We start from the raw sequence: 5494 nt of genomic DNA, 5'->3' as shown, positions 1-5494 counted from the left end.
ATGCACAAGGCAAAGGCAGCAGGCCCGATTGCTTCACGCCTTCACCGAGTTGAGATTGATTTACGCTTTGAATGGTCTTTTGGTGCGATATTAGAGTGATCTTCTGTGTTGTAGGTAAATCGCCGTTATTTAAGGCTAATTCCTGTAGGGGGTTGGATGTGATTGCCTTTCTTTCTGCCCATGGCTTTGGCCGGGGTGGCGATTTGGCCAAGGGAGTGCTTTCGGGAGGTCGCTCATGGCAGGCGGTACGGACGATGCGGGGAAGGTCGGGCTCGGGCGGCGGTCGCCGTTCACCTTCGGGGTCGGTCTTCTCACCCTGATCGGCCTGCTGGGTGCCGGCTGGGCACCGGAACCCGGCACCGCCGCCCCGCGGGAGTCGGTAACCGTGCGGAACGTCGTACCGTTCGGACCCGACGCCGCCCCCGGCCAGGTGACCGGACACGCACCCGGGCGACCCGCCTCGGGCGCCGGGCAGGCGCCGTCCGGCGGACGCCGGGCCGTGGAGGTCAAGGCGCCGCCGCCGAAAGGCGACCGAGCCCGTGCGCTGGAGCGGAGGCTCGCCGAGGCCGGCCTGCGAGGTCTTCCCAGGGAAGACACCGGGAGGCCAAAGGAGAAGACCGCGGACGCGAAGCCTCGCGGCCGGGCTCGCCACGCGGCCTGTCCGCCGTCCTCCGTCATCTGCCTGGAGAACAGCCTGCCGGGAAACCCGCCGAGCGAGTGGGACATACCGGGAGCAGGCAGCAGCAGCATTCAGGGGTACGCGACCCAGATGAGCGTCGACAAGGGGGAGACCCTTCAGTTCAAGGTGAACACCCTGGCGACCGCCTACCACGTGGACGTCTACCGCATCGGTTACTACGGCGGCATGGGCGCACGAAAAATCACAACACTCACTCCTTCGGCCACGCTGCCCCAGGTACAGCCGTCCTGCCTCACGGATTCGGTGACCGCGCTGGTCGACTGCGGGAACTGGGCGGTCTCCGCCTCGTGGGCCGTGCCGGCCGACGCCGTCTCGGGGGTCTACATCGCGAACCTGATCCGGGATGACGAGACCCCCGGTGCCAGCCAGATGATATTCGTGGTCCGGGACGACGAACGCGGATCGGATCTCCTGCTGCAGACCTCCGACAGCACCTGGCAGGCGTACAACAAGTACGGCGACAGCAGTCTCTACTCGGCGGGCACCGCGGCGGGGCGGGCCTTCAAGGTCAGTTACAACCGGCCGTTCACCACGCGTGTCTCCAGCTGCTGTGGCGGTTCGGTGGAGAGCTGGTTCTTCAACGCCGAATACCCCATGATCAGATGGATCGAGGCCAACGGCTACGACGTCAGCTACACCAGCAGTATCGACACCGCGATGCGTGGCCAGCAGATACTCAACCACAAGGTCTTTCTCTCCGTCGGCCATGACGAGTACTGGTCCAACGACATGCGGGACAACGTCACGAACGCGAGGGACAACGGCGTCAACATAGCCTTCTTCTCCGGGAACGAGGGTTTCTGGAAGGGGCGCTGGGAGGCGGCCCTGAGTGACGGGACCCCCTTCAGGACCTTCGTCTGCTACAAGGAGACGCTGGCGAACGCCAAGATCGACCCGAGCCCCCAGTGGACCGGATCGTGGCGCGACCCACGCTTCTCCCCGCCCTCGAACGGCGGCAGGCCGGAGAACGCGCTGAACGGGACGTGGTTCAGGGTCAACGGCGTCTCCAACGACGCGATAACCGTGTCGGCCGACTTCAGCAAGATGCGGATCTGGCGCAACACATCCGTGGCGAACCTCGCTCCCGGGCAGACAGCCGTCTTCCCCACCGGGACGCTCGGCTATGAATGGGATGTGTCACCCAGCAACGGGTCGGAACCGCCGGGCCGGGCCAAGTACTCCAGCACGGTCATGAACCTCACCTCCAAATACCTGCTCGACTACGGCAGTACGTACGGGCTCGGCACCGCGAACCACAACCTGACGCTCTACCGGGCCTCCAGCGGTGCGCTCGTCTTCGGCGCGGGGACCGTCCAGTGGTCCTGGGGGCTGGACGCCAACCACGACCGGGCGGGCACACCCACCGACATCCGGATGCAGCAGGCGACGGTCAACCTCCTCGCCGACATGCGGTCCCAGCCCGCCAGCCTCCAGCCGGGGCTGGTCCCGGCCACCGCGTCGACGGACACCAGCCCTCCCACGTCGACGATCACGAGCCCGTCGAACGGAGCAGCCCTGCCCGAGCTGACGAACGTCACGATCCAGGGAACGGCGGCCGACACCGGGGGCGGTGTCGTGGCCGGAATCGAGGTCTCGGTCGACGGCGGTAACCGGTGGTTTCCGGCGACGGGAAGGGAGAACTGGCAGTATCGCTGGACGCCCCAGACCACGGGAACGGTGACGATCGCGGTCCGGGCGGTCGACGACATCGGCAACCTCCAGGCGATCCCGACCACGATCACCGCCACCGTCTACGCGTCGTGTGACGCCTGCACCATCTGGCCGCCCAGCGCCGTGCCCGCCGTCGGCTCGGTCAGCGACTCCGCGCCGGTCGAGCTCGGGGTGCAGTTCCAGACCACGACTCCGGGCACCATCAGAGGCGTCAGGTTCTACAAGGGCGCACTCAACACCGGAACACACACGGGGAACCTCTGGAGCGCGAGCGGGCAGCTCCTGGCGAGAGCCACGTTCACCGGCGAGACGGCGAGCGGGTGGCAGCAGGTGGACTTCGACACGCCGGTCACGGTGACCGCCGGCACGAGGTATGTCGCCTCATATCACACGACGTCCGGGCACTACTCGACAACGGTTCCCTACTTCACCGCGCAGTACACGAACGGCCCGTTCGTGGTGCCGGCCAGCGGTGTGCAGATCAGTAACGGTGTCTACGCCTACAGCGCGACGAGCACCTTCCCGGCCAGCACCTACCGGGCCACCAACTACTGGGTCGACGTGCTGTTCGTCCCGGTGAGGAGCCTGTGGGACGATCAGACGGTTCCGCAGATCCCGTCGCGGAACGACCCCAACGCCGTGACGGTCGGCGTCAAGTTCCAGACGCTGGTCGATGGCAGCATCAGGGGCATCCGTTTCTACAAGGGCGCCAAGAACACCGGGACGCATGTCGGGGCTCTGTGGACGAGTGACGGGCAGTTGCTCGCCAACGCGACCTTCACCAATGAGACGGCGAGCGGGTGGCAACAGGTGCGCTTCGACACGCCGGTCACGGTGACCGCCCACACGACGTACATCGCCTCGTACTACACGAGTTCGGGGTTCTACTCGCTGACACCGTCGTATTTCACCGAGCCGTACATGAACGGCCCGCTCGTCGCGCGGGGCAACGGTGAGGAGGGGGGCAACGGTGTTTACACGTACGGCGCGGCGAGCACCTTCCCGACCAGCACCTATCAGGCCAGCAACTACTGGGTCGACGTGCTGTTCGTGCCGTTCACGAGCCTCTGGGAGAACACGGCGACCCCCGCCGTCGCATCCCAACCCGACAAGCTTCCCATCACGGTCGGAGTCAAGTTCCAGACGATGACGAGTGGCAGTATCAGGGGTGTCCGTTTCTACAAGGGCGCCAAGAACATCGGGCCGCATGTCGGGAGTCTGTGGACGAGTAACGGGCAGTTGCTCGCCAGCGCGACCTTCACCGGCGAGACGGCGAGCGGGTGGCAGCAGGTGAACTTCGATACGCCCGTTCCGGTGACCGAGAACACGATCTATGTTGTCTCTTATAACACTTTGTCCGGTTATTATTCGCAGACACGACCGTATTTCAACGTGCAGTACACGAGCGAACCGCTCATCGCGCCGGCCAGCGGTGCGGTGGGAGGCAACGGTGTCTACACCTACGGCGCGGCGAATCCCTTCCCGACCAGCACCTACCAGGCCGGCAACTACTGGGTCGACGTGGTGTTCGACGTCGACTAGCCTCACCGCGCTCGCGTAATCCCGGCCGGCGCCCTCCCCGCCGTGCCGGACGGGTGGGCGGACACCGCGGAACCGGCGGTGTCCGGACCCGTTCCCGCGCCGGACATGAACTGCCGCCGCTCCTGCGGGACCCTGGTCCAGGCGACCGCGGACAACAGGCTCACGACCATGACGATCGGTATCCGCTGCCGGAAGATGAGACCGATGTTGGACATCGTGGTCGTGTACATGATCGTGCACGGTACGGCGAAGAGCAGGAGGATCAGCAGCATCCTGCGGTTCTCGCCCCACATTCGCCGGGCCCCGGAGACCGCGCACCACAGAAGGTAGTACCACAGCACCGTCTCGGTCTTCGCCAGCTGCAGCACCAGGCTGCCGTCCATCCAGGGGAACGGGGAGAGAAGCGTGTAGACCAGCTTCGGCAGGAACGCGCTCCACGGATTGCCGCCGTCGTCGAAGACGATTCCCGAACCTCCCGCGGCGTTGGAGTGACGGACGATCTCCGACTGCCCGCGCTCCAGCTGCTCCTGCATCATGACGAGCGGTGTGCTCTCCGTCATATCAGGAAATATCAGGACGGGAACCAGGAGTGTGGCCAGGATGGCCAGCACGCACAACGGGAAAGCCCGCTTGAGTCCCGCCAGGCCGAGAATCAGTGGTATCGCGCACATGAAAACCATGTAGGGGCGCACGTTCCAGAGCGTCCACAGCAGCGGCCCGAGAAGAAGTAGTTTGCGCATGTCGAAACGCTGGACGTTCGAAGCGGCGAGGCCGAGACAGGCTATGACGAGAAACGCGTTGAATCCGTCCTTGAACGTGTCGGACGTGTGCAGCATGAATGCCGGCATGAACGCCATCAGGGTCATCAGCCTGAACGCCGCACGCTCGTCGGCGCCGATGAGCCGCGCGAACCTGTACATGACGGCGCACAGCCCGCAGGCGATGAGCGCCACGAAGGCGGTGCAGGCCAGGGGGGCAGGGCCGCCGCACAGGTACATGATCGCCGCGAAGACGTTGCAGGGCACCGCCACGGAGTGAAGGCTGTCGATCTGATCGGAGGTGACGAACGTGAAGCCCTCGTGCTTCCAGTACGCCACGATCTCCAGGGCCCTGCCCTCGTAGACGAAGTTGTCCCCGCCGTATGCGATGGAGTTGGATCGCATCACGAGGACGTGAACGAGCAGTCGCACGACGAAGGCCAGCATCAGCACCCCCAGGGCGCGCCGAGCCACCTGCGCGTCGAGGGCCGTCTGAACGATGAACACCAGCGCCACCGCGGCGGCCGCGACGATCATGTACTCCACAGAGAATCACCCGTACGATGTCGTGGCCGGATCGGGATTTCGTGTGCCGAAGGCGGGTCGGCTCTCCGGCGCGGGGGCAGGGCGGGGGAGTGGGCACCGCCCGCCGACTTTAATGGCAGGGCATGCCATTGCCGCCGGATATGCCATCGTCCGGCTGCCTAAATTCCCGCAAAGGAACAGGGCTTCGGTGTGACCGCATATCAGTTCGTTTCATCGCCTGACGCGGCAGACGATGGATGATCAGGTTGGCCGGGTCTGCTGCCTTTGCCTTGCGTAC

The 5494-nt window shown here is 65.2% G+C and carries 2 protein-coding genes; one reads left to right on the top strand and one right to left on the bottom strand.

All coding sequences use genetic code 11. From position 1 onward, the window contains the following. Window positions 1-235: 235 nt before the first annotated feature. A complete protein-coding gene (locus tag ACFFRH_RS43930) occupies window positions 236-3913 on the top strand; it encodes a DUF4082 domain-containing protein (RefSeq protein ID WP_386164106.1) in 3678 nt (1225 codons plus the stop codon). 2 nt (window positions 3914-3915) lie between these two features. Here ACFFRH_RS43930 and ACFFRH_RS43925 read toward each other — a convergent pair whose 3' ends face one another. Further along, on the bottom strand, window positions 3916-5217 hold the full coding sequence (locus ACFFRH_RS43925; RefSeq protein ID WP_386164104.1) for a hypothetical protein: 1302 nt from the start codon (window positions 5215-5217) through the stop codon (window positions 3916-3918). Window positions 5218-5494: the final 277 nt, after the last annotated feature.

Source organism: Streptosporangium vulgare (assembly GCF_042428775.1).
Lineage (GTDB): Bacteria > Actinomycetota > Actinomycetes > Streptosporangiales > Streptosporangiaceae > Streptosporangium > Streptosporangium vulgare.
This window is presented reverse-complemented; position numbering and strand designations above follow the sequence as displayed.

What these genes read in the sequence shown, in the direction of transcription:
- ACFFRH_RS43930 (WP_386164106.1), top strand. Translation starts at nt 236, where the DNA reads ATGGCAGGCGGTACGGACGATGCGGGGAAGGTCGGGCTCGGGCGGCGG.